The 26475-nt window shown below is 57.7% G+C and carries 15 protein-coding genes; 11 read left to right on the top strand and 4 right to left on the bottom strand.

Features of this window, described 5'->3' with window-relative positions:
• The first annotated feature begins 89 nt into the window (after positions 1–89).
• From LOC70_RS08350 to LOC70_RS08320, 7 genes are all read left to right on the top strand, one after another.
• Positions 90–2738: a hypothetical protein gene (locus tag LOC70_RS08350; protein WP_230253149.1), complete on the top strand. Its 2649-nt coding sequence runs from the start codon at positions 90–92 to the stop codon at positions 2736–2738.
• A 219-nt stretch (positions 2739–2957) separates the two neighbouring features.
• The gene (locus LOC70_RS08345) at positions 2958–3956 is read left to right on the top strand and encodes an SMP-30/gluconolactonase/LRE family protein (RefSeq protein WP_390889019.1); all 999 of its coding nucleotides are present in this window, start codon (positions 2958–2960) and stop codon (positions 3954–3956) included.
• 517 nt (positions 3957–4473) lie between these two features.
• Positions 4474–6030, top strand: a complete 1557-nt coding sequence (locus LOC70_RS08340; protein ID WP_230253197.1) for a DUF1549 domain-containing protein — start codon at positions 4474–4476, stop codon at positions 6028–6030.
• 114 nt (positions 6031–6144) lie between these two features.
• Positions 6145–7413 carry a DUF1501 domain-containing protein gene (locus LOC70_RS08335; RefSeq protein WP_230253147.1) on the top strand — a complete coding sequence of 423 codons (1269 nt, stop codon included), beginning with the start codon at positions 6145–6147 and terminating at the stop codon, positions 7411–7413.
• A gap of 19 nt (positions 7414–7432) precedes the next feature.
• Positions 7433–7954, top strand: coding sequence for an RNA polymerase sigma factor (locus tag LOC70_RS08330; RefSeq protein ID WP_230253146.1), 522 nt, complete (start codon positions 7433–7435; stop codon positions 7952–7954).
• The gene (locus LOC70_RS08325) at positions 7951–9999 is read left to right on the top strand and encodes a hypothetical protein (protein WP_230253145.1); all 2049 of its coding nucleotides are present in this window, start codon (positions 7951–7953) and stop codon (positions 9997–9999) included. The genes LOC70_RS08330 and LOC70_RS08325 overlap by 4 nt, the downstream gene beginning before the upstream one ends.
• A 32-nt stretch (positions 10000–10031) precedes the next feature.
• Positions 10032–11834, top strand: coding sequence for a DNA methyltransferase (locus LOC70_RS08320; protein WP_230253144.1), 1803 nt, complete (start codon positions 10032–10034; stop codon positions 11832–11834).
• Positions 11835–11920: 86 nt separating this feature from the next.
• Here the strand turns inward: LOC70_RS08320 and LOC70_RS08315 are convergent, their stop codons facing one another.
• Positions 11921–12979 carry a UbiA family prenyltransferase gene (locus LOC70_RS08315; protein WP_230253143.1) on the bottom strand — a complete coding sequence of 353 codons (1059 nt, stop codon included), beginning with the start codon at positions 12977–12979 and terminating at the stop codon, positions 11921–11923.
• Positions 12980–12999: 20 nt separating this feature from the next.
• Positions 13000–14031, bottom strand: coding sequence for a hypothetical protein (locus tag LOC70_RS08310; RefSeq protein ID WP_315857224.1), 1032 nt, complete (start codon positions 14029–14031; stop codon positions 13000–13002).
• A gap of 458 nt (positions 14032–14489) precedes the next feature.
• On the opposite strand from LOC70_RS08310, the gene LOC70_RS08305 reads away from it, so the two are divergent.
• The 3 genes from LOC70_RS08305 (at position 14490) to LOC70_RS08295 (ending at position 18165) form a co-directional block, all read left to right on the top strand.
• A complete protein-coding gene (locus tag LOC70_RS08305) occupies positions 14490–15815 on the top strand; it encodes a hypothetical protein (protein ID WP_230253141.1) in 1326 nt (441 codons plus the stop codon).
• Between the two features lie 188 nt (positions 15816–16003).
• Positions 16004–16789: a hypothetical protein gene (locus LOC70_RS08300; RefSeq protein ID WP_315857223.1), complete on the top strand. Its 786-nt coding sequence runs from the start codon at positions 16004–16006 to the stop codon at positions 16787–16789.
• Positions 16786–18165 (top strand): DUF11 domain-containing protein, encoded by a 1380-nt coding sequence (locus LOC70_RS08295; protein WP_230253139.1) that lies wholly within the window; start codon positions 16786–16788, stop codon positions 18163–18165. Before LOC70_RS08300 ends, LOC70_RS08295 begins: the two co-directional genes overlap by 4 nt.
• A 106-nt stretch (positions 18166–18271) precedes the next feature.
• On the opposite strand, the gene LOC70_RS08290 is transcribed toward LOC70_RS08295, so the two are convergent.
• Complete coding sequence (locus LOC70_RS08290) at positions 18272–23449, bottom strand: Ig-like domain-containing protein (RefSeq protein ID WP_230253138.1); 5178 nt, start codon at positions 23447–23449, stop codon at positions 18272–18274.
• A gap of 475 nt (positions 23450–23924) precedes the next feature.
• Between LOC70_RS08290 and LOC70_RS08285 the strand changes: the two genes are divergently transcribed.
• Positions 23925–24740, top strand: coding sequence for a protein kinase family protein (locus LOC70_RS08285; protein WP_230253137.1), 816 nt, complete (start codon positions 23925–23927; stop codon positions 24738–24740).
• Positions 24741–24823: 83 nt separating this feature from the next.
• Here the strand turns inward: LOC70_RS08285 and LOC70_RS08280 are convergent, their stop codons facing one another.
• Positions 24824–26449, bottom strand: coding sequence for a permease (locus LOC70_RS08280; RefSeq protein WP_230253196.1), 1626 nt, complete (start codon positions 26447–26449; stop codon positions 24824–24826).
• Positions 26450–26475 lie beyond the last annotated feature (26 nt).

Genomic DNA, 26475 nt, shown 5'->3' with positions numbered 1-26475 from the left:
GCCCCGCGGGTGCCGGCCGCCGCTCGACTATTCCGAGCGTTTTTTCGAGACACGTTTCTCCCGCGACCTGACATCGGCGGACACCAACCATGCGTTTGACCCTGCGAACCCTGCTGGCCTACCTCGACGACATGCTCGAAGAACAGGACACCCAAATCCTGAAACAGAAAATCGAGGAGAGCAGCTACGCGACCTCGTTGGTGGCACGTATCCAGGCCGCGATGGATCACCCGCAACTCACCGCTTTGTCCCCCGACGCGGTCGGCCCGCTGGAAAACGCCAATGTCATCAGCGAATACCTCGACAGCACCCTGTCGGCGGAACAGATCGCCGAGATTGAACGCGTGTGTTTGGAGTCGGACACCACCCTGGCCGAAGCCGCCGCGTGTCACCAAATTCTGACGATGGCCCTGGGTCAACCGGCTCGCGTCAGCGATGGACTCAAGGAACGGATCTACGCGTTGCCCGCCAGCGACGCTCTTCGCCGGATGGAACAGCAAACCGAGCGTGCCCCCGACGCGAATCCGTCCAAGACAATCGCCAGCGCTGAAACCGCGTCGTATTCGTCGCTCGACATTCCCGCCGATGGCAATGCGGACGACGTGGTCGATGCGGAGGTCGCTTCGCCCAATGCGGCGACAATCGCCCAAAGCGACACGCAGTCTCCTGAACCGATCACGCCCGTTGGCCCAAGCGACTCGGGCGTGGCGGACGCACCAACGCGACTGCGGAACCCGGTCGGCCACGAAGTCACATCATCTCGCTCCGAAGCCGAGCTGGTCGCTCGCACCACACGAGCCATGATGCGAGAAGAAGGTTACGGCGGGATGGTGCGTCCTTCGCGAATCACCCCGTGGTTGGTTTCGTTGGGCTTGGTCGCCGTGCTGCTCTATGCTCTCGGACAAATCTTTGCACCGCTGATCGACCGCCGAGTCGCCGAACGCAACGAAGCCGAAAACGATTCCGCTGCACAATCCAGCGACGATCTCACATCTTCGCCCGCAGAATCGATCACGACACAAAACGACACGGAGACCCCAGCACCCAAGCCCCCGACTCCCAACTCACAGGTTCCCAAGCCACCAACGCCTACCGATTCATCGACGGACGCTGATTCAACTTCGCCTGCTCCCGCCCCCGTCCCGGACGACACCGCAACGGAAACCGTCGCCGACTCGGAAGCAAACACGGAGGACATGCCAGCCGAAACGACTGAGCCAAAACAGCCGTCGCCAAACGAACCAGAGCCGGCGGATGTCAGCGAGCCGCAACCAGTCGAGATGGCACCGCCCGTTCCACCCGGCATGGACGCAAACGATTCCACTCCGAAAGAAACATCGGCGGCTGCATCAGACACCACCGAAACAGATCCCACCGCAGACGCGGCGGCGCCCGTTGTGGAAGCACCTGCCGCAACCGGCGAAACCGTTGCGAAGCTGGTCAACGCTCAAGCGGTTGTGTTGATCCAGCAAGCTTCCAATGCGGACGAGAACACTCCCGGTACATCGCAAGCATGGCGGCGACTCTGGCCGGCCATCCAACCAGCGGAAGGTGACGAAGCTGCCGATGCCACGACGGACGAGCACGTGCGTGCGGTTGGATCGGGGCAAATGATTTTGGCCCCTTCGCTCTATCGCCCCATCCTTCAAAGCGACCACGGAATCGAATGGACGTTGGCCGGACCAACTCGAGTGACTCTCGCGAAGTCGGAGACGGAAGACGTCGACGCCGAAACGGACGCCGAGGAAGAAACGACGGAAGCTTCCGAGGAGACAAATCAAACGGCTCAAACGATCACGTCCCTTCATAACGGACGCCTCTTGCTCGCATCCACGGAACCAGACGTTTCCACCAAGCTGCAACTGGGGCCGAAACAAATCCAGTTGTCCATCCCAGAATCACAAACCGTGCTGGCGATTGAACTGGCCGCCGTTCGCCCCTTGGGCATGGACCCTCGCGTGCCGCGCAACCGCAGGTTGGTGTACCGAGTGATCGCCGTTCAGGGCAGCGTCCAATTGACCGTCACCGACACCACATCGGACGACAACGCTGATGCGGTGACATTGGAAGAAGGGCAACAGTGGCGAGCCAGCGGCAACGCCGCGGCGGAAATCAGCGACATGGAACGATTGCCGAACTGGATCGACCCGCCCGAAAAAGCCGACTTGTTGGTCACCTCGGCTCGCGAAGGTTTGTTGGAATTCGTCAGCCACGATGGCGGTGTCGACGACGACGAACTCGAAAAGGAACTGCGTGAAGCCATGGCATTCCGGCGTGTCGAAGTCTCAGCTCTCGCGGCACAGACTCTGTTGCTGATCGGGCGAGCCGATGTTTACTTCGGTGCCAACGGAATTCTCAGCACCCCGCGTCACCGACTTTATTTCACCGAGCACTTCCAGCAACTTCGCCAACACATGGCATCCGACGCGGAAGCCGCTAAGGCGTTGGATGAAGCAATTCAAAAAGCTGAACAAGCCGACGGAGACACGTTGTTCGAATTGCTGGTCGGATACAACAACGAACAATTGGAAGCCGGCAAGGACGCGGAACTGATTGAACACCTGGGTTCCAGTTCGATGTCGGTTCGCGTGCTCGCCATCGAAAATCTTCGCGACATCGTCGGCGACACGTTGGGCTATCGTCCGGACCAAGAAAACGTCGCCCGGCGAAACAGCGACATCAAGAAGTGGCAATCCCGACTGCGCCGTGGTGACATCCGCTACAGCGACGCTGAGTGAACAACCATTCGTGTTCGATCGCAGCGAGAGTCCCATCAAGACCTCTCGCTGTCACGATGAAGTAAAATGCCGCCTCGCGTAATTCGCGAGCTCACCATAGTGGGCTCACGTTGAGGCTTCGCGATCCGCCCTCCCCACACCTTCCGCCCCCACACCTTCCGCCCCCACACCTTCCGCATCGAGAACCCCACCATGATGTTGATCAACCGACTGCACCGCATGCTCGCCATGACTGCGGTGCTCATCGCCGCCGGCGTCACCACCACCTCGCAAGCTCAAACTCCCTCAACCATCGGTCGCGTTGAACGACTGGACGATGGGATCGGAAAGTACCTCAGCGACGACGCGAAGATCGAAGTTCTGGCATCGGGATTCACTTGGACCGAAGGCCCGGTTTGGGTTCCCGCGAAAAAGGATGGCGATGAAGGCGCGTTGCTGTTCAGCGACATTCCTCGCAACAGCATTTTCAAATGGACCGAAAGTGGTGGCGTGGAACTGTTCCTCAAGCCCAGCGGCTACACGGGCAACACCTATTACGGTTTGGAACCTGGCAGCAACGGTTTGATGCTGGACGCCAAAGGTCGTTTGGTGATGTGTGAACACGGTGACCGACGCGTGTCCGTATTGACCGTCGACGGTGGCAAGCAAACCTTGGTCGACAACTATCAAGGCAAACGTCTGAACAGCCCCAACGATCTGGTCTTTGACAAAAACGGCAACTTGTTTTTCACGGATCCACCCTACGGCTTGCCCGAACGGGCCGAAGACAAGCGACGCGAATTGGACTTCTGCGGCGTTTACCGTGTCACACCATCCGGCGACACAACGCTGCTAACGGATTCGATCGCTCGTCCCAACGGCATTGGATTGTCACCCGACGAGCAAACGTTGTACGTCGCACAGAGCGATCCTCAGAACCCGGTCTGGATGGCCTTTCCGTTGAAGTCCAATGGGACTCTTGGCGAAGGTCGTGTGCTTGGCAATGCATCCGACGCCATGAAGCAGTTCCCCGGCCTTCCCGATGGCATGGCGATTCACAGTGACGGAACCTTGTTCGCCAGCGGACCGGGAGGCATCTACGTGATGACGCCGGAAGGCAAACGACTGGGACGCATCATCACCGGAGGCCGCACCAGCAACTGTACCTTCGATTCCGACGAAGGCTGGCTATACATGACCGCCGACGACAAACTGTGCCGGATTCAGCTACGAAACTGATTCACGCTTCGGTCACGTTTTGAATTCAGCCACGGACCGCCAGACACGAGCGAACTGTCCGCGGCATCCATGACCATCGAAATGTCCGATTGTGCGGCCGGGTGGATCAGAACCCGGCCTCTCACCCCCCGTGAAATGAACGAAATCGCTGGGGATTCGATTAGAATGGGGTTTGGACGCTTTCGCGGTGATTTGCCCAATGACGGGTACATTCAACCGCTCCAGGCGTTCTTTTCTTACCTCGCCCGCAGAACCACTCTGCCGTGTTTGGCTGCCTGTCATGATCGGCCGCAACCAAGATTGGCCGCTCGCCAACGCTGGACAGCGTTCCAGTGATCGGCTGGCTGACTTCACGGTAATTGGCCCCGCGGGTCCTTTTCGAATCCTATCTCCGAGCGTTTTCATGAAATCGATCGCTTTGTCCATTGCCGGACTGCTGATCACGGGATCACTCGTCACTTCGCCGTTGTCGTCCAGCGCCGCGGCGGCTGAACCTGCGGTACCGCCTCAGGTGGTGATGATCAACGATTCCATCGAACAGGTGTGGAGAGACTTTTCGATTCGGCCCGCATCGGAAGTTGACGATGCGACTTGGTGTCGCCGCGTTTACTTGGACGTGATTGGGCGAATCCCATCGTTCGAGGAACTCGGCGAGTTCATGGGCGATCGCGATTCGAACAAACGAGCCAACTTGGTCGACCGTCTGCTCAACGACGATCGCTACACCGAAGAATATGCCAACCACTGGTCCACCGTTTGGACGAACTTGTTGATCGGACGCAGTGGCGGAACCGATCGTCGTGACTTGACCAATCGAACCGGCATGCAGAAGTACCTGCGTGACAGTTTCGCGGCCAACAAGACCTACGACCAACTGGCGTACGAATTGGTGACCGCGGAAGGATCCACCACGCCCGGCAATCCAAACTTCAACGGGGCCGTGAACTTCTTGGTCGACAAAGTGAACCAGGAAAAAGGCACGCTGGCGACCAGCAGCGTGTCGCGAATTTTCTTGGGGCAACAGGTTCAGTGCACCCAATGCCACAACCACCCGTTCAATCAGTGGAAGCAACAGAAGTTCTGGGAGTTCAACGCGTTCTTCCGTCAAACGCGTGCCCTGCGTCGCTTTGTCGATGGAACCCGTGACATCGAGTCCGCGGAACTGGTCAACCAAGACTTCGGTGGGGAAGCCAACGACCCAGAAGATGCTTTGGTCTTTTATGAACTTCGCAACGGTCTTCAAAAAGTCGCGTATCCGGTCTTCACCGACGGAACCGAAATTGAACGAAGTGGATTTGTGGAGGACGTCAATCGCCGCGAGGAGTTGGGCCGGTTGATGCTGCAAAGCGAGTACTTGGACAAAATGATCGTCAACCGAATGTGGTCGTTGTTCATGGGCTACGGGTTCACTCGTCCAATCGATGACTTGGGACCACACAACCCATCATCGCATCCGGAGCTGTTGGAAAATCTCGGCAAAGAATTCCGCCAATCCAGTTACGACCTGAAGAAGCTCATCACCTGGATCACGCTCAGCCGTCCTTACCAGCTTGCTTCCACCCTGGGAACGAACAACGAACTGGACGATCCCACGATCGGCGAGTCACCAAAATTTTCGCGGTTCTATCTGCGCCAGATGAGTGCGGAACAGCTATACGCATCGATGGTTACCGCCAGCAACGCACAATCCAAAGGCAGCTACGAAGAACAGGAAGCCGAACGTCGTCGTTGGCTGTCACAATTCGTGGTCGCCTTTGGCAACGACGAGGGAACCGAAGCCACCACGTTCAACGGTTCGATTCCGCAGGCATTGATGTTGTTCAACGGCGACTTGACGAAGAACGCGACCAGTTTGGAACCCGGTTCGTTTTTGAAGCAGCTCAGCCAAACAGGACGCTCGCCTAAAGACCGAATCACGCGATTGTTCCTGGCGGGTCTGGCTCGTCGCCCAACAAAGAACGAAATGGCGATCGCCAGCAAATTGTTGGTTGCTCGGAAAGGGAACGAAGCCGAAATGTTGCAAGACATGTGGTGGGCGATTCTCAACAGCAACGAATTCATCATGCAGCACTGACGCTGTTATTCCTGCTCGCCAATTTCTTTCGAGCGAATACCAATTTCGCTCTTTCACACACTCCGCGGACTCGTCCGCTCTCAACGATCAACTTTTCTTCCCTTGGAGTTCACCATGGATCTTTCCACCCCAAACGGCATGACGCGACGTCACTTCATGAGCCACTTGGCTGGGTCATCCGCAGCCGCCGCGGCAGCGTGGACTCTGGGCGGTAACATCGCGGCACAAGCCGACGAAATGCGTCGCAATCGCAAATCAGCCATCTTGTTGTGGATGGGCGGCGGCCCACCAACGATCGACATTTGGGACCTGAAACCTGGTGCACCAACCGGCGGACCGTTCCGTCCGATCTCCACCACGGGCAACGCACAAATCTGCGAACACATGCCGATGATGGCTCAGCAGATGAAACACATGTCCGTGGTCCGCAGCATGTCCACTCGAGAGGCGGACCACAGCCGCGGCAGTTACTACATGCACACGGGCTATGTTCCTAACCCAAACATCGAGCACCCCAGCTACGGCAGCGTGGTCGCTCATGAGTTGATGGATCAACGTCCGGAGCTTGAGATTCCGCCATTCGTTTCGGTCGGCGGCGCAGGTGCCGGACCGGGGTTCCTGGGAATGGCCTGGTCTCCCTTTGCCGTGACCAGCAACGGTCGTATCCGGAACTTGCAGATGAAGCTGGATGACCAACGATTGCTGCAACGGATGGCGGCGCTCAACATGATTGAAAGTGGCTTTGCAAAGCGCACCCGTGACACCCCGGCGTCGGAACACGCCAAGGTGCTGGGCAAAACGCTGGATCTGATGACCAGCGAACAAATGGAAGCTTTCCGTGTTGAGAAGGAACCGGACGAAGTCAAAGAACGCTACGGCACCGACAATTTCGGCCAAGGCTGTTTGCTGGCTCGTCGTTTGGTCGAAGCCGGTGTGCCATTTGTCGAAGTCGATTTGGGTGGCTGGGATCTGCACAACAACGTGCACGCGACGCTGAAAGACACCAAGTTGCCGAACCTGGACCGTGCCATGAGTGCATTGATCGAAGATCTGGCACAACGGGAACTGATCCAAGACACCGTGGTGATGTGGATGGGCGAATTCGGCCGCACGCCTCGAATCAACGCCAATGCGGGCCGAGACCACTTTGCCCGAGCCTGGTCCTGCGTGGTCGGCGGTGCCGGAATCAACGGTGGTTTGGCTGTCGGAGAGACGAATTTCGACGGAACAGCGGTTGAGACGGAGCCCTACAGCAGCGAAGATCTGATGACGACGGTCTGCAAAGGCCTGGGCATTTCGACCGAAACCACCTTCACTAGCAACAACGGACGACCGATGAAAATTGCGGGTGGTGGGAAGCTCATTCGAGAATTGGTGGCCTGAGAACCAGGCCAGTGGATGTGTGAGTGAACTTTCACCAGCTGAATTGGTTGTCCGCCACCAAGACGGAATTTGGCGGTACCTGCGACTGCTCGGATGCGATGCCGCCACGGCGGACGATTTGACGCAGGAGACGTTTCTGCGTGTACTTCGGCGTGAAAACTTCGTTCAACATTCAGACGAAGCCACTTCGGAATACCTCCGGCGAACCGCATACAACCTGCTGGTTTCCTACCACCGAAAGTTTGGACGGATCCATCTTTCCGAGTCGCCGGAGTTGTTGGACGAAAGCTGGCAACGTTGGGCGGGCAAGGATTTGACAGGAAACGAAACCGTCGAAGCTCTCCGAGATTGTATGGAGAACCTCACCGACCGGGCTCGCGAGGCATTGGCCATGCGTTTTGTCCACAACACGCCTCGTGTCCAAATCGGTGAAAACCTAGGGATTTCCGACCACGGTGCCCGCAATTTGATGCAACGTGCCAAGGCACAACTTCGCCAGTGCGTGGAAGAAAAACTCCGCGCCGTTTCACAATCGTCATGAATACCACCCCATCACCCGCCGACTCGCACGACGATGGCCCTGAGCATCAGGGTTCAGAATCCGCTCGCGATGACGCCATGCTGGACCTGCTGTTGCAGGAAGCCCTTGGCGGTCCAGCCCCGCCTGACCAAACCCGCCTGATCCTGGGGCGTTTGTCGCTGGAAGAATCCGCGTCCCGAACTTCCAGGAAAAATGCGGCCGGTAAACGATCGTCCGGGGCATCGAAAAAGCTTTCCCCCGCGATCGTGATCATCGGGACCGCCGCTGCGTTGCTGCTTTGCGTGGGCATTGGGGTCGGCGTCAAATATCGACTCGACCGTGCCGCTCTGGCCAACACGACGGAAGGCTCCTCCGGCGGCACCGCCACTCCCGGTGGTTCCGGATCATCGGACTCCGACACGAATCGTCCTGGTTCGGCAATCGCCTCCGGGACCAGTACCGGTCGGCCATCCGCTCCAGCGGATCCGACGACGACACCACCCAAGACTCGCCCTAGATCGAAACCAATTGAATTGGCGGGTAGCCCATCGGAACTCGCACCCGCGTTTCCGTTGACCGAAAACGCCGAATCCGTTCCATCCGGTGAGCAATCAAACACGGATCGCGAGAGGCAATCCGTCCGTCCGCGTCCCGCTCCTCAGCCCATCACGCTGGTTTCGCGGCAACTGGACGACCGCTGGCAGTCTCATTGGAAGCGACTCGGCGTCCAGCCAACCGCAGAGCGTTCTCACGAAGCTCAACAAAAAGAATTCGCCGATCGCCTGGGTGTTGCAATTCCCGCAGAAGTCATCGGCGATGTGGAAGCGACCCGCCGAGCCTTGCAATCGGAAGCCAACCGATCCGTGATCTCGGAACGTCTTGTGATGGCTTTTCTTGGCAAAGCAAATGACCAAGCGGCCGAGCAACTCAGTGGCGTTCTACAGCGTGGCACGGGACTCGACCAATTGATCTCGGGTTGGATGCTGCCGACATCAAACAGTCCATCGGACTCGGCGGACGAAGGCAAGAATTCCAAAGCAGCCAACCCATGGTTGCGATTGCTGGAACCGGCCAACCTGCACGAAGTGACGGTCAAGACGGCCTCGTTGACCGCCCACCAAGACTTGCGTTGCCAACGATGTCACGAAGTTCCCAATGCCGGCGACAAGGTTCCAACGCAGTCCGACTATTGGTCGTTCGCTGCTGGTCTGTCGGCTTGGAAACAACCATCGCGTGCAAAGCAAGACGTGTTTTATGACACGGCGGACGGACGTCAGCGGATGGCGACCAAACCATCACCCGCTTCCATGCAGCGTTGGGCTCGTGACTTGGTTGGCTCTCGCCGCCTCGCCGAAGGCATTGTCTCCAATCTGTTCGCAATGGTTCATGGCACGTCCGCCATGACGGGCCCCTTTGATTTGTCGGTCGCCGGTGCGGTGGCTCCTCCGCCGGAGATGCTGCGACCGCTGGCGGAGGACCTGCTGGCCAGCGATTTCGATGTTTTGCGAACGCTGTCGATACTTGTCTCGGATGTCGCCAGTCAGCGTTCCGTCCCTGATGCGATGACGCCTCAAGGCATCTTGCTCGCAAACGACGACCAATGGCAGAACGCGGTCGCGTCGGTGCATGCGATGGCCGCTCGATCGCCGTTCCAACGGCCGGAAAGTGTTCAACGCCGATTGCAGTTGGCTCGTTTGGACGCGAAACCCAATTGGCCCGATGAGAAGGGCCGCGAAGCGTTGCTGGCACAGCCGCTGGGCAGTGAACTGAACGCCGACGGAACCCCGAAGGACCGCCAACAACGACGCCCCAATGAAAGTCGTTCGCGAGAGGAGCGATTGCAGATCGCTGCGGCGGGTTACCCCATGCGTGAATCGATGATTGTTCCGGCTTGGCTGGAACGACTGCCTGATTTCGACAGCCGGTTGAACCACGTCGCTCATCTGGCGGGACGTTTGAAGCTCTCCGACGCGGAAAAAGAATTGGCGTTGCAGGCTCGCGAAGCCGGCGACAACGAGGCGTTGATCTACGAACGCTTATGGTGGATCATTCAGCCTCGTAGCTGACCTGCCCCATCTCTTCGCGGACCGAATGTTTCATGACCTCTCTCGCATTCGGACAGATCCACGTGGCCGATTGCGTGGAGGGAATGTCGTTGCTGCCTGAGGGCTGCATCGATTTGGCCTTCGCCGATCCGCCGTTCAACATCGGCTTTGACTACGACGTTTACAACGACCGGCTGGAATCCGACGAGTACCTCAAGTGGTCCGAGGAATGGATTCGGGGTGTCCACCGAGCGCTGTCGGATGAAGGAGCGTTCTGGCTCGCGATTGGCGATGAATATGCCGCCGAGCTGAAGGTGCTGTCTCAGCAGATCGGCTTTCATTGTCGAAGCTGGGTGATTTGGTACTACACGTTTGGCGTGAACTGCAAATTCAAGTTCACCCGTTCACACGCTCATCTGTTCCACTTCGTCAAAGATCCCGAGAAGTTCAAATTCAACGCGGACGATCCGGCACTTCGAATCCCATCGGCCCGTCAGTTGGTTTACAACGACCGGCGTGCAAACAGTAAAGGCCGCTTGCCCGACGACACCTGGATCCTACGTCCTCAGGACCTGCCCTGCGGGTTCACCGCCAGCGAAGACATGTGGTACTTCCCCCGCGTCGCGGGCACGTTCAAAGAGCGAGCCGGGTTCCACGGCTGCCAAATGCCAGAGCAATTGCTGGGACGGATCATCCGGTCCTGCAGCGATCAGGGCGACGTTGTCATGGACCCGTTCAGCGGCAGTGCCACCACCGTCGCAGTGGCGAAGAAGCTTGGACGCAAATTCATCAGCTTTGAGATGAGCAAGGAGTACGTAAGCCTGGGCACGGAACGTCTGAAACAAATCCGTGTTGGCGATCCCTTGGTCGGTGCCGCGGATCCGCTACGAAGTGCCCCGGCCACACGAGGCAAGAAGAACGAAAGCAAGGCTGAGAAGCAAGCTCGTGAGGAGGAAGAAAGACAACGCTGGGCAACTCAACAGGTTGGGCCTCAAATGGAATTCCAGTTTGAAACCATGCGTGCCATGACAGATGGCGAACTGATCAACGCCTTTCGCGATATTCATGATGGCCACTCCGTCGATCGGGTACTGCTCGATCCGGTCCTCAGTGATCGCCTGGAATCCGCCTGCCGCCGAATCTCCGAACACGAACCCGCTGCTTCCCGACGTCAGCGACTGATTGAACTTCGCGCGTCCGGCGCCCTGACCGCGGAAGGCATTCATCCCGAGCGTCTCACGACGATCCCGACGACCACACTGGAACGGTTCAGTTACGCCGCTGAATTGTCATGGGCAACTTTGGCGCAACGTTATCCAGAACACAGCTTGGACGATATCTTCATCGATCCGAAGTTGCTTATCGAATACGATCGAGAAGCGTTGCTGCATGCGGCCGATGCCGATCCTTTGACACTTCGGTGGTGTGCGACGCAACTGCGGTCATGGGCGACCACCGCCCGAGAGCACCAACCCAACGCGGACGAACCCGAACGATCGTCCCCGAAGTTCTCAGCCGCAAAAAACTGGACGACCACATCCGGGCCGACATCGAAAAGCGGCTCCGCCAACGGGGGCTTGTACCAAGTGCTTGCCCAAGACGGTTCCGTGTTGTTCGTCGGAGAAACTTCCGACTTCACCGTTCGTTTTGGCGACCACCTTGCCAGCGAATCCGCAGCACGCTTTTGGCGTAACGAGGCCGGCGGCCAACCCAAAGTCCGCACCGCGGAGATGGCGGGAGCGACTGGTCCGGAACGTCGTCAACTTCTTTCGAATTGGTTGCAAGCCAACCAAGATTCACTACACAACCTTGTCGAATTATGGACGCGAGAAACCTTGGCTTTTGAAGTTGGCTAATCGTCTCGAGCTGGCGTTGCAGTATTGGCAGAATCGCTTCCCGCGAGAACCGTTGCTGCGAAGATCACAAGCGGGCAGGTGACCGGTTAGGTCACGCGGAAACGGCGGGCGAGACGCATGGATGGGAGGATGAGTGCGAAGATGCAGAGCGATGGGATCGCGCCCGCTCCGAGCATTGTGATCGCTGCCATCAGTGGAATGATGGCCATGATCGCCGACTTGATCGTGAACTGAATGCGTTTGGGCGACGGCGACTGCCATGCGTTCCAACCTCGCACCAACGTTGGCACGATCATCAATGCGATCGTCAAGGGGAAGATCACGACCGGATCGATCTGCCATCCTTCCGTCCAACGTATCGCTATGTCTTGCTCGGCGAACCAAACGGCGGCACGCGGTGCGAATGCCAACAACACGCCTCCTGCCGCCATCTCGAACCACCCCAGCGGCAGGTGGAAACTTCGATCCCCGATCGCTTCTCGTCGGGCAAACGTGGTGACTCCCGTGATGTAGAGCCCCATCCCGAATGCAAACGCCAACGTCACCGGCGTGATGTGCCAACCGATAGGCTCACCCAAAACAAGCAGTCGGCCCTGCCAAACGGCTTCGGGGATGATCGCGTGTGCCGACGTGGCGCCCAATAGAAAACTCAGCACACGGCAACCTCCCATCAACACCGGAGCAATCCTGGTCCGTTTGAAAGGTCCGTCATAAGCAACGATGCATCCGCTGAGCAGCAAGGCAATCGCACCCGGCACCAAGTCGACAAAGAACGCCAAACCGCAGCCGATCAACAAAAATCCCCAACCGGCACGTCGCGCGTCCGCCAATCGAATTTCGCGTTGTGGCAGCGGCCGTCCGCTTCGTGCACGACGGTCCGCACGCACGTCGAACACATCGTTCAGAACCATTCCGCCCCAATACAGAGCGACGCCCGAACCGATCACCAATGCGAGCGATCCCCAAACGGAAGCCACCGCATCATCCCCGGAACGCAACCATCCACTGGCACCGAGCACCAGCAGAAAAGCAGCCGACACATCCGCGATCACCGTGAACGCATTGGGAAGCCGAACCAGTTTGGCCCACACAAAGAGACGTGCGGAAAGCGGAAGATCAGTATCGGTCGAGGATGCAGAATTCAAAGTCGTGCGTGCTTCATGGCTCAGCGACGGAGCATGCGACTTTGTCGTTCCGTGATCGCGATGCCGTAGCGTGATAGGTAGCGGTCCGTTTCGTTCGTGAAGTCGACATCCAAGTCTTGATTCTCGAAACGAAAACGGCCGATGGGTGGAGGCGAAATCGGACGCAGCGAATACAACTCGATCAGGCTGATCAAAGGACAATTCAGCATCCGTTGACTCGATGGTCGCTGCCGAGAGGGTGCCTCGTCAACCAGTCGCGAATTTTCGGTGGTGAGGGAATCGTGGGCGTTGGCCACGGCACTTTCAGGCTCCTGCTCCGCATCATCGCTTTTAGGTGTGTGAACGGGATCGCCCCAGTACTCGATTCGCAGCGGCAAACCTTTGCCAAAGCTTGCCTCGGGATCGTCCTTGCGAGCGATCAGCACGACCACCTGCGTTGGACAAAGCTGCGGCCAATCTTGCCTTCCCCACTCTTTCATCCGTTGAGCACGAACGTCATCACGCAGCGTTCCCTTCACGATCCAAACATCACGCCCTTCCAGTTGGCCGGACTGCAGCGTCAAGTCATGCTCGGCCGAGATGGTGTCCATCATTTCGGTCCACCCACCCACTCGCACACTTGGCTTGAGAGGTGCCGTGTCTGCACTGGGATTGCCACGGGCGAACAAAGACGCCAGCGAATCATTCACCCATTGATCCAACCGACCGACATCAACGCGCCGCAGAGAGATCTGTTCGCCAATCTGTTCGCGGGTCCAAGCCAATCGACCGTCGCTGACTTGTTGCAACGTGTGTTTTCCGTCGCCGTCCAACATGGTGACTTGCAGATTGAACTGGCCAGTTCCTTGTCCGGCTTGTTCATAGGTTCCCACACCCAAAATCTCTCGTCCGCTGACCCAAACTCGCTGGCGAACTTTCGCGTCAAACGCGGGACCATGAGCAATTCTTTGGATCGTTTGTGCAATCAGACGATCGGCCGGGCCTTCAGTCTTCGGTTGGACCGCGGTCGATTGGGGCAGCGGAGTGGATTGTGGCGACGCTCCATCCGCCATTGCGGAAGCCGTCCAGCCGACCAGCAAAAGGCCAGAAACCAAGCGAAACCAAACCGAACTGGCTGAACTGCGACTTCTCCGCTGCTGATTGGACACGTCGGAACGGGGCCAGTCGTGCCGGTCCGCCGAGTCAAACCGTTCGTGCAGGTGGATCTTCATGGGAAGGTTATGACGATTTTGCCAAAGAATTGCCCCCTCGCGTGCCGATGAGCTGAGCAGTGACTGATCCTGAGCGGACAGTTGCGGGGAAGGATGGCCGATCCTAGGCCGTTTGCCTCGCTCAAGTCCACCCAGATTGCTCACGACTGAACAGCACTGACTTTCCATTTTGATTTGATTCAACGACTGAATCACAACCAGTTCTTGTTTCACAGGCGTGAAACGTCATTTGGTTTCGACCTTGGCGTCTTCACCGTTCCAACGAGACACGAACCCAGCGACCCAAGACGGGGGAAAAGATGAAACGAATCGTCACTCATTTGGCGCTCGCGGCGGCCACGGCGATCCTCGCCACCGGATGTGTGCCGGTTCGCCACAACCTGCCACCGGAACAGCGGATGATGCAACCTGGCCCTGGCGTTGGTGGCCCCGGCCCCGGCGTTTTGGGACCACCGGCCTATGGCATGATGGGAGCCAACGCTCCCGCCGCCGCAGCTGGCACCGAAGGCATGATCACCGAAGGCGCCATCGATGGTGTCATGGGTGAAGTTCCTTCGAAGATTGCCAAGGCTGGTCAAGACAACCCAGCCATTCAACAAGTTGGATTCCGCCAACCCATCGGCGGCGGATGCAACGATGGTTGCCTCGGTGGCGGATCCAACATTCCTCCTGGCGGTGGCGTCACCATGATGCCGCCCGCGGGAATGATGCCCGGCATGGTTTCCACCGCGCAAGTCACCTTCGGCAACCCCGACGGCATGCAAGTGCGATATGACTCCTCCGGTGCAGGCATGTTTGACAGCGAGCCACTCGTGGTTCCCGCTCGTCAGAACTTCCCTCAGGGCGGTCTGTATCGCTTGAAGTTGACCAACATTCCTAGCCGTCCCGGTGTGGAATTGTACCCAACCGTTGAACTGGCTTATGCCAACCCACGGACCGGTGCTTACTTGGCTCACAACTCGGTGCCTGTTCAATTCACCGAAGAAGACTTCGACCAAGTCTTGACCGGCAACTTCGTGACCAAAGTCATTTACCTACCAGATCCCGAGTTCCAAGGCCCCGCTTTGGCCGGTATCGATACCTTGGTCAGCACTCGCCTCGATCCAGGCATCGACCCAATCGTCGAAGCCGATCGTCGCGGAAGCATCCTGGCCATCATCCGCTTGGGTGACAAAGACATCGAGATGGCTGGTGGCATGGCCATGGGCGGCATGATGAGCCCACCCATCGCTGGATTGCCCGCTCCTTTCGCCCCCGCCATGACCGACGGATGCGGCGGACCAGCCAACGGCAAGGCAGGCACTCCCATGGGACTGCCCGGAATGATCGCGGGAGTGAATGCTCCTCAGTACGGCATGCCTCACACCGGCACGCCCATCGGATTGCCCGGACCACCTCACATTCCATTGGGTGCTCCAGCCGGTCTGAAGAAGCATGTGATTCGCAACCACACTCACATGAACATTCCACGACCTGTCGAGAAATTGAAAATCGATGTTCGCCAACAACCCGGCATGAGCTACCCCAACCCGGTCAGCCGTATCCGGATCACCGAGCAGAACATCAACCCTGGCATTCCAAACGGCCGTCCTCACTACGACAAGGCCAGCCAAGGCGTCTACTGATCTCAGCCTCGCTGATCAGAAACGTTTCTTTGGAAAGTCAGTCATGACTAGCGACCGATCGACGGCGACTCGTTACCCGGACGTCCGCCTCGATCGGTCCTGTTGAATTCGCGACGCGGTGCTTTGTTTCGGCAAAGCACCGCATCGTTACAGCCCTGATGAATCAACGTTGCAACTGGATGGATCCCATGGCGATCACTCGCAACCTTTCGCCCGGCAAACGGCTGACCGCTCGAGCGTGCCTGTCATCGCTCGCCATCGCCGGCCTGCTGCTGACGAACTCATTGGCCACCGCCGCCGATCCGTCGCAGTATCTCTCGTCCAACGGTCAGCACCGTTTGTTCAACGGCGCGATGCCTCCCGGAGTCATCGCCGCCACGCGACAAATGGCTGGCCCCGGCGGAACCGCCGCCATGGATGTGCAGGCTCCTTATTACCAACCCGTTCAAATTCGCGGCCCGCAAGGTGTACGGTTTGCCTTGCCGCAAATGGGTGCTTTCCAGGATCCTCAACCTGGATTGATGGCGGGCTTGCTCGTCGGACAGGTCTACCGCTTTCAAATTTCAGGCATCCGCGGTGCCGAAGGTGCGGAACTGTTTCCAACGCTGGAAATGGTGGACCGAACCTATCCGCCTCCAGGACTTGCCACGCAGTACCCCATCATCGTCACCATCGATGAAGAAGATCTGCAGGCGGCTCTCGACGGTCAACTGGTCACTCGCGTGATCTACCTGGAAGATCCGCAAACCGCCGTGCCTTTGGCTCAAGAGCCAACGACCAAATCCGATGTGGGTGGCGAAACGCCGATCGACGTGTCCCAGTTCCAAGATCCGTTGCAAGTGGCTGATCGTCTGGGACGAGTCGTCGCGATCCTTCGCATTGGTTCGCTGGCACCGCCTCGCTCGCCAGAACTCGCACCTCAGTTCTTCTTTGGCTACCCCACGTGGGCTCCCATCTTCAAGCCAGAATCATGAAACAACTCGCTGACATCGCACTCACCGCGAATCGATCGCCGCAAACCTCAACGTGCACTGACGTTGTTGCCTGGGCGTTGATGGTGGTGATTGCTTTCACCACGTTTGGGTGCGCGACACCTGTGGTTCCACCCGTCGCTCCGGCGAATCCGGTGGCCAACTCACAAGCCGCCAACATGCATGCGCCGCAATCAAGCCTGCCTTCGCCGGCCAGCGTGACTGGATCGCCAAAGACGGATTCACTCGATTTGCATTCGCTGTACGAGAACACTCATCCGGCGATCAATCAAACAAAGAACCCGATGCTCAACGTTGCCGAAAGCTCGGTCGCCCAAGTCGGTTTTCGCGACCGAATCGCCTGCGGTTGCGGCAGCGCGGCATGCGGCGGTGACTGCAATGTCTCCGCGGGTGATTGTGTGGCGTGTCAGCCCGCACCGATGGTGCCCATGATGCGGGCACCGTGGGGAGTCGATCCGCAGGAGTTTCTTTGCGACGGGGGCGACCACGATCCAGAAGCCGTTCTGACACGCGGCGATGTGATCGCTGGATTGCAACCCGAAGACACCGTGACTCACTACACCACGGAAGCCGGCGACATCGAATTTGCCGCCTCCAACCGTGTGTGCGTTTACTCACCACGTTTCGCATCGGTCCGACGTATCACGGGAGCCATCCAAAACGATCGCTCCATCACCGTCGGCGGTACCTTTCAACCCGTCGGGCCCAAGGGCGTCGACCTGGACCTGCCGGGGTTGGTCATGACCGACACCACCGAACTTGGTCACAGCGAACTGACGCGGCGTGTGGATGCGATGCGTGACCGCAATCGCGGTGTGCCCGTTGAGAACGTTCAGCAGATCGAAGTTGCCGAGGACGTGCTTGCACTGCTGGCCAATATTCGCCGACTCAGCCTCTCGCAACTGGATGAGTCGCAATTGGCTTTGATCGAGCGATTCGCCAACGCGGCCGTGGAATGGGCGATCGACGAATCCGTCGAAGTTGAAATCCAAGATGTCTTGCCACCAACGCTGACTCGCGATGAGAAAGTCGACGCATTGGTCGTCTATGACTTCCCCGAGGCGGGTCGTCTGAACCTAATCAAGTTGGCGGACAGACAACACGCTCCCATTGGAGACACGGTCACGTTTGCTCTGCGACTACAGAATGTTGGTGACTCACCGGTCAGTGGCATCGTGGTAACCGACAACCTGACCACGCGTCTGGAGTACGTTGCGGATTCTCAATCGGCCTCGATGAAAGCCGACTTCGAAAAGAAACCCAACCAAGCGGGCTCGGATCAGTTGGTCTGGACCTTGAGCGAAGAGTTGGCTGTCGGCGAGACCGTCACCATCGAGTTCCAGTGCAAAGTCCGCTGAGTAATTTCGAAGGCTGAAAGAGCCCCGTCGATAAAAAAAAGGCGTGTCTGAGTCCAACGACGCAGGCACGCTTTTTCAATATTCAAAGGATGGGTTCGCCGGAGACTCAGCTCCACAAACCGGCGACATCGTCAGCCAGCAGATCCAACAGATCGTCTTCTTCGGAATCAGAATCCGAGTCGTTGACCACCACGCCACCTGTATTGGCAGCGTCTTGAGTTGCTGAGGCTCCGCCCTGGACTTTGGACTCGCCGGTCAATTCACTGATGGCTTGATCGGAGTCCGATGCCAACGTTTCGATCCCACCGCTTAACGGCTCACCCGCCGCAGGAGCCACAGGCTCGCCAGCGGCCGAATCGCCGTTCAGGTAGTTGATCACTCGCAGGGCGTCCAACGCACTGACACGTTTGTCACCATTGACGTCGTGATAGAACAAGGCCGAATTTCCAGCTCCACCAGGTTCTCCGGCCGCGGCCGAATCCAAGCGTGACAATTCGTTGATCACCAGCAATGCGTCGATGGCCGTGACCAAGTTGTCACCGTTCACGTCGGCTGGCAAGTTCACGTTTTGCAGAGGCTCGCCGCTTCCGGTGATGGTGAACGACAGAGAGTCGTAAACGATTTGGGCCGGATCCACTCGCTCGTCGCGATCATCCAACAAGGTGTCTTGGAATGGGAAGCGATCCGCAGGTGAACCTGTGACCGTCGCCGTTCCCGGTGCAATGGCTTCGAAGAACAAGGTCGCAAACGATGGACCATCGCCTGGATCCGGTTGTCCCGAATCGTTGCGAAGCGTTCCAAACTCGTCGATCAAACCAGCTCGGGTGTTCACACCAACGGCGGATTGTTCATTGAATTGGTCCGCGAACTCAACATCGAAACCAAACTCATCGGTGGTGATGGTGTTCGAGGGGACGATGCGGGCGGAGTCATACAGCACGTCCAGGTAGCCCGCAAACACGGGGTATGGATCGAACTGCGTCAGGTCTTCCGCGTTGATGCGGACACCGAATCGCTGTCCAACGGCAACCGAATTGATCGGATTGCCCGACTCGTCGACCAGTTCAAAATCGAACTGGGCCAACGGGCTCTGGTTGGCTCCGACGACCAAGGTGACTTCTGCGATGCTGGTCACGATGCCGTAGGTTGGGCTCGAAACCGTGGTCACATAAGTGAAGCTGTCAAAGCCGTTGAACCCGATGTCGGCTGTGTAGCCGATGTAGTCGTCCGACAGGTCATTCGGAGTGCCATTGTCACGAACAATCGCGATACCGTTGGCTGCCCCTTGGTTGATCTCGAACGAGATGACTTCGCCACCGGTTCCCAACAAATCGTTGTTCAGAACATCCAATTCCGATTCGAAGTTGCTGGAAATGGTGGCACCATTGCTATCCAGTCCGAGTGGATAGGAATCGTCCAATGCCGATGGGAAATCTGGACCGGCGGGAGCGATCGAGACCTCGACCGAACCGTATCGAATTTGGCTGAACGACAAAGCCGAAGACTCATCGATCAAGATCGTTTCGCTGATCGCTGCATCAGCAGGATCCGCTTGGAAGACCGCGATTCCCGAACCGATGGCTTGCAAGGTCACGGTGAACAGTTCCGTCGGGCCGACATGCGAAGCAACGTCTTCGCCAGGACCATTGACGGTCGAAAGATTCGAAATCGACTGAGCGGCTCCGACCTCGTCCAGCAAACCAGGCGTCAGCGAGTTTCCAAGCTGGAAGCTACCCGGAGTCTCGAACTTGGGTCCGAAAGTGATGTCAAACGGGAACGCATCGCTGAGGTCGGTGTCGACAGTCGTCACCAACTCGCTGGAGTACAAGATGTCCATGAAGGCTGACGCGAGGCCTTGAGCTTCAAACGCATTCAAAGCTCGCAGGTCGTCCACGCTGACTCGCAGGCGGAAGATATCGCCTTGTTGCAATGTTGGACGTTGCGTGTCGTTGACTTCGTCCAAAATTTCCAACGTGAACGATGCCAAGTCGTCAGCATCGGCGTCAGGATTGATCGAAACGGTGACCGTCGCCGTCGAGAAGTTGTTCTCACTGTCCTGAACCGTGTACATGAACTGCTCAGACCCGGTGAAACCAGGGGCCGGTGTGTAGCGAACCGACTGGTTGTTCTGCGTCAGCACCACGGTGCCGCCAGCCGTGCCATTGGTGACCGACGCCAATGTCAATCCACCAGGAGCACTCGACGCGATGTCGTTGTCCAACACGTTCAGTGGGAAACCACCGCTGCTATTCGCGTTCGCGGGGATGCGATAGATGTCATCCAATGCGATCGGGTCTTCCGTTTGGAAGGTCACGTTCACGCTGACGGTCGCCGTCGCAACATTTCCTTGGGTGTCGATGACACGGTACTGAATCGTGTCTTGGCCGACGAAGTTGTTTGGCGGCGTGTACAACAAAACTTGTTGCCCAGGTGCTGCCGAGCTAATGGTCACGACACCTTGGGTCGCTGCCGTGCCCTGTGTGGTGATGGTCAGCGGGTTGGCGGCCGAGTTGAAATCGTTTGCCAACACATCGATCGGGAAGCCTTGGCTGTTTCGCGGCACCGAGACCGAGTCGTCGTTTGCCAAATCGCCGTTGTTCAGGATTCGAACCGCGTAGTCTTCGACTTCACCGGTTTCAGCAAATCCGGTTGCTGGAACGTTGGTCGATTGGCTCAAACGGAATCGAGCGAATGTGTCCAGCAATCCGCTCACTGGCAACGCGAAACTCGGCAGGGTGACCGGCACCGAGTGAACACCGGACGCCAATGCCTCGTTGCTGATGAACAACTCATCGGACTCAAAGGTCCCGCTGCCATCGACGTCGATCCAACCTTGCAAATAGGCTTGCCCACCTGTCGAGTTGTTAACGGTGACTTGAACGCTGCTGGTGGTACCGGGAACCAAAGGAGCGGTGAACTGAATGCCGTCTTCGTCCGCACCATCGCCGGTGGCGTCCGCAGAAGGTTGACCATCGTTTTCGCTGTCGATGGTGGCACCAAGCGTCAAACCATCCAAGATGCCGTGGCTGGCACCACCGGATGCACTGAGCGTTCCATAACTATCGGGGGCATCCCCGTAATCGAGTGACGAGCGACCGCCGAAGTTGAAATCGTCCGCAGGTGCACTGCCTGGCGTGACGATGTACTCGCCCGTCAGTGGCACCGTGCGTTCAAACCCAGCCTCTTCCACTTCGCGAATGGCGTAGGAATAAGAAACGTCGGGCAGGTTCAGTGAATACAGACCGTTCTCATCAGTGATGGCAAACGGTTCGCCCAAATCCAATCGGTCATCGCCGTCCAAGTCAGCGTAGATGTAGGCACCTTCGATGCCAGGTTCACCAGCGTCGTAGAAACCGTTCTCGTTCAAGTCTTCGAACTTACGTCCGGTAACGTCTGACTGAACTTGTCGGAAACCAAAGCTTGGCAACACGCCACCGGTGCTTCCCAATGTGACAGGTCGGCTGACCGAAGTCGTCGCCACAAAGTTATCCGGAGCGACTGCGATCACGTTGTAGCTACCGGATGCACCGAACAGGCTGTACGTTCCATCGGCAGCGGTGACACTGCGTGGATCCGCCGGGCTCAATACACCGTCACCGTTGACATCCAGGAAGACGGTGACGCCACCCAATCCCGAATCGCCGGTGAACGTTCCGCTACCATTCGCATCATTGAAAACACGCCCAGTTGCGGAGGTACCAACGGTACCCGTTGTCAACGCGAATGCTGCCGCGTGCCCGGTGTAGTTCACACCAAAGATGCCTTCTGCTGGTGCGAAGATATCCGTCGCGAACTTCACTTGAACATCATCAGTCGTACCCAAGATCAGGTCCGGTCCGGTTCCAACTCGGCTATCAAAGACCGTTTGCAGGTTCCCTCCCGAATCCATCAAGTTCGCGGTGAAGTTGGCGTTGTTCGTGTGACGTAGGCCGAACAAGTGCCCAGCTTCGTGACTGGCGGTCGCTGCGATCGATGCAGCGAATGCATCAAACTCACTCAGAGCCGGGCTACGCTGGAACAAGTTCGCGGTGGCACGAAGGTTGTCGAGCAACAACACGCCCGTCTCACGAAGGTCGAAGTTGCCGATATCAACGGACTCGGCCACACCATTGACTGGCACGACAAAGTTGAAGATGGCCTCCGTTCCTCCAATAGCCAATCGAGTCACATTTGGATCACTGCCTGGATCGTCGTGATCAAAGCTATTCAAAATTTCGATACCGAAATCGCCGGGAACTCCCGTCGATTCATAGTCACCGTTGAAGCCGTCATTGGCGACAGCGTTGAAGTGCGACTCAACATTGGCAACGATGTTTCGCATCAAGTTTTCGTATTCAGCCGGGGTGACCTGAACCCCTTGATCAAACAACGTCTGCTGCAACGTCGGGACCCGATAGACACCTCCGATTGGCAAAGCACCGTCACCACCAGCAATCGTGTTGAAACGATCGATGTTGAACGTTCCGCCATCGAAGTCCAGATACAGTTTTTGCGCCTGACCGACCGGCAAACTTTCCGTCACCGGACGGTATGTGCGAAGACCAAGCGTGTAATCAACATTGGTCGCTTGTGCCGCGACCTCAACGTAGTAGGTACCTGTTTGTGGAACGACTTGAGCAAAGTACGCGTTGCCCAAAGTTTGCAACGGCGAGTTTGCAGGATAGGTATCTTGCGGTTCGTCGACCCCGTACCAGATCGAAGCACGGCTGCCAAAGACAGATACCTCACCCGGATAAGTGATGGCATTCCCATTGGCATCTAATCGTGCTTGGCCATACACCGTAAAAGATGTAGTGCCGCCGAGCGTTGCGATGTCCAGAATGTCGCCTGCTTCCAGATCGAAGCGATAAACGTCGATGTCAGTCTCGAAGCTGGTTGAGGACGCTGAAACAAAACCAGCCGTTCCCGACAGGTCGATCGTGTCACGCTTTCCAGCCCCGTTCCCTAACGGCAAGAACTCTGAGTCACGAATGTTTGCAAAATCGTTCTCGCCTAGATCACCACGACCTTCGACTTCGGTCATTGGGAATGCGGCAACGGCACCAATGTTGCGTGGGCCTTCGTATTCGTCCAAAGCGGGAACGCTGGGGACCACGCCGCCGGCGGCCAGCAGTTGGCGACTCTCCAGCCCTTCCATCATCAGGCGGCGTTTCTGAAGGCGATTGCTACGTCGACTCGGACGGCGTTTCGAGCGTGCTTTGCCCGCTTCGCGGTCGGATGTTTGCTCCGAATCGGTTTGAGAAGTCCAATCCGACAATGGTTGAGAAGGCTGACGATGAATCATCGAGGGTCTCTGGCAGGATGGGCCCCTGGGGACCAGAAAAGGGGGAAGCAGTGCTGTCACACGCCGCGGGGGCGTTTTCCGTGACGATGCGGCAGTGGCCACAAACAGCAAACCGCGACAGCGAGTCTAGTTAGGGGCGATGCGGTGTCAACGAAATGCCTTCTTTGTGACGTCAACAGGATCCACAAAGTTCCCGGAATGAACGGACCTCTTTGCACAACCCGCACAACCCACACCTGACACCCCCAAACTTCAGATGGATTCCGAGCTGTTTGTGCCGAATTGGCTGACTTTTCGGGTCGCCGGGACTCGATTCGACCGGAACCATCGGTCCAGACGATGTCTTTCTCGGTTCCGGTCGAATCCCGATTCTTCCGATTCCTGGTCTCATCGTCTTCAGCTTGGATCGCTCATGTTTGGCAAATCACGCGCGTCATCGAAACCGACTTCCGCCGCCGACACGCCTACTTGCTCGATGAACAGCCCGTTTTCCCAACGAATTTTGGGAATTTGGCGAGTCGGCACCCACATCGCCCACGGGGAAGGCACCGAACTCTATCTGGCTCAGCCCGCTGAAACCACTGACAGCCCACGTTGGGACTACGTTCTGAAAACCGTTCAGACACCCACATCGGGCGTTCCGTCGGCAGGCCCCACCCGCCGTATCTCGCAAATCATCGCCTCCGCGGGAATCAAACACCCCAATTTGATCGCAATTCTGGACGAATCCGACAGCGGAACCGCTCCCTACGTCGTGATGCCGCGATTGGACGCGGTCAACCTCACCGAGCGAATCGACGGCATCGCCCAGTTTGCTTTGCCTGTCGCCCTGTGGTGGACTCGGCAATTGGCACAAGCTGCCGAAGCACTGCACCAAAATGGATGGATCCACGGTGACATTCAGCCCGCCAACGTGCTGGTCGATTCACAAGGGCACGCGACGCTGATCGATATGGGCAACGCCGCTCGGATCCACTCACCACTTCAGCCCTTGTTCCGCGGAACCCCCGCCTACGCCGCTCCGGAATTGGCCGGTGGCAACACGGCCGCCATTCCTGCGATGGATGTGTTTTCACTCGGCCGCGTGCTCTGGGAAACACTGGCACTCACCCAACCCACCGCTTCCAGCCTGATGGAGCCGGTCGCGGAGCTGATCGAAGGCATGGTCGCCGCCGAGCCTTCGGAGCGTCCCAGTTCCTCAGAGGTCGTCCAACGACTGCTGCAGTTGGAGATTGAAACCCTGGGTTGTCACATCGTTCCCGAACGCACCTCAACCCGTCGCGCAGCTTGACCTCGCTACGCGGTCCGGCTAGCTCCATGGCCGAGTCGCGGATTCAGTCATAGCCAGCCTCAACGATTCAACCTTGACCAGCCTCAATGTTGGTCAGCGACTTCGCCGCGTGGTTCTGAATTCGGCACAAAGAACGACCAGCCGATCAAGAACAGTCCGGTGACGAGATACCCCTCGACAAACTCCATCACGCTGCCAACATACTGTTCTGGCAACCCAAGAGCACTTTCATCGCCAATGGCGAAGGGGACGAACATTCGGTTCCCTTCAATCGGCGAATGCATGACGCCAAAGAACGTCAACACCGCTCCGCCAATCATCAGCCCGCCCGCCAGCAACAGCTTGCGATCAATCATGGACGCCAACGCCCATGACCAAAGCAAACCAGTGATAATGAAACCGTTGCTAATCATCCGCAGCGTCTGCAGGTCGTGCTTCAGTGCATCGCCCCCCAACGATTCCATCGTGTATCCGTTGTCCAACATCAACGAATCGCCAAACACGCGGTCAGGCAAACTCATCGCCAGATAAGCCAAGGCCGGCAAACATGCGATCACCACCGCCGCATAGTGCTTTCGCGGTGTCGCCAAGAACGTTTGCGACGTGATTTCTAATCCCACGAAAACGAGGATGGGATAAACCGCAGGAGCAGGAATCCAGGCGTTTAGAATCGCAAAGTAACCAACAATCCCGGCGCTGCCCACCAGCAATGCCGTGGCCAAGGTGTAAGTCGCCCGTCCGCCCATCGCTTTATAGGCCGGATGTCCAATGTACGGCGTCGTCTGGATCACACCGCCCGACAGCCCCGCTAAAAATGTCGCGGCCGCCTCGACTCCCAACACCGTTCTCGCGTCATACTCATCGCCGGCCGACGCGGCGGATTCGGTGCAGTCGATGCCTCCCACGACCGTCGCCAACGCGAACGGCAAAACAAACGGCAGAAACGGCAATGCGTCCGGCAACGCTCCCCACCACGTTCCCTGCCACGATTCCATCCACTGGGTCGGAAACCAAACCGTTTCCATCCGATCGGGAAGCTCATAACCCGCAACACCTAACAAGCAAAGAAAGTAGTACAGGCTTCCGGCAACGATCAGTGCCCCGAGAGTTCCAGGAGTCCGTCCGGGAAGCGGCAGGTGACCGATCAAGGTGCCCAACACGATCACCAGTGCCAACAATCCCGGCAATGGTGATCCGAGGATGTGCGTCAGCGGAAAGAAACTGATCAACACCAATGCGATCGCCGCCAGTGATCCAAGCAAACCAGCCCGCGGAATTGCATCGCGAACGATTTGTCCAAACGGTGCCAGGACCAGCTTCAACACACCGCTCAAAACCGTGCACCAAATTCCAATGTGCCAGGTATGACGCGCGGCTTCCAACTCGGACATTCCACTCGCCGTCGCCGCTAAGAAAGCAGGCCCCAACACCAACAAAATCATGCCGAACGTCGATGGCGTGTCCAAACCCAAAGGCATCGCGGTAACGTCACTGCGATTTTCCCTTTTGGCCATCCGCAACGCGATGAAGAAGAACGCGATGTCTCCCAGCATCACCCCCAACGCTGTTCCGGGAACCATGTGAGTCACCGTGAACGCCGCCGGCAGTCCGAACCCGGCCAGCAAAGCGGTCATCAACAACAGCCCGGCAACGTTGTCCAGCATCAACCCAAAGAAGGCATTCAAATCGCCCGAGGTGAATGCCCACATCGATGCGGATTGTCGATTGGATGTTT

This window comes from Rhodopirellula halodulae (genome assembly GCF_020966775.1).
GTDB classification, from domain to species: domain Bacteria; phylum Planctomycetota; class Planctomycetia; order Pirellulales; family Pirellulaceae; genus Rhodopirellula; species Rhodopirellula halodulae.
Note: the sequence above shows the minus strand (reverse complement) of the source record. Positions and strands in the feature narration are given on the sequence as shown.